The sequence below is a fragment of the Brevundimonas abyssalis TAR-001 genome, from assembly GCF_000466985.1.
In the GTDB taxonomy this organism is placed as follows: domain Bacteria; phylum Pseudomonadota; class Alphaproteobacteria; order Caulobacterales; family Caulobacteraceae; genus Brevundimonas; species Brevundimonas abyssalis.
This window is the reverse complement of the sequence record NZ_BATC01000120.1, coordinates 1-622: the sequence shown is the minus strand read 5'-3', so window position 1 is coordinate 622 and position 622 is coordinate 1. Positions and strand designations below refer to the sequence as shown.

The 622-nt window shown below is 69.3% G+C and carries 1 protein-coding gene; it reads right to left on the bottom strand.

Translation table 11 applies throughout. The features are described from left to right. Positions 1-62 precede the first annotated feature (62 nt). Positions 63-622: class I SAM-dependent methyltransferase (locus MBEBAB_RS14775; RefSeq protein ID WP_045319486.1), on the bottom strand; the 560-nt coding region annotated here is incomplete at its 5' end.

The window sequence follows — 622 nt, the reverse complement described above, 5'->3', positions numbered from 1 at the left end:
CTTGCGGAATTTGGCCGAGCCGGTGACGTTGGTCCGCTCGCCGACATTGATGAAGACAGGTCTCATGCGTAGGCCACCCAGCCCTGCCAATTCATGGCGAAATAGAAGGTATGGACGCCGCTGAACCCGGCCTCCTTGAGGAGCGCCTCGTCGCGCGCGGCGGTCGCCATGGCCTTGTTCGCCCGGTGGCTGGCCCGGGCGTTGCCCAGGGTGTCGGGATCGACGCCGCTGGCCGTCGCATAGGCGATGTAGCGGTCGATGTTGCGGTCGAAATCGGGGCTGTCCGCATCGTCGCAGCGGTCCACCAGCACGAAGGCCGCGCCCGGCTTCAGGCGCCGCCGGATCTCCTGAAGCGTCCTGAGCTTCGACCCGTCATCGGGGATCAGCCCCAGCACCAGAATCAGGGTGGCCCCGTCGAACGGTCCCTCGGGCGCCGCCTCGACCCCGCCCTCGATCAACTCCACCCGCGGATTGATCTCGTCGCCCAGGACCACCCGGGCCAGATCCAGCATCTTGGCCGCCGGATCGACCCCGGTGAACCGCCAGCCCGGCGCGAACCGGGCCATCGCCCGCGTGTCCAGCCCGCCCCCGGCGCCCACCACCAGGATATGGCCGTCCGCCG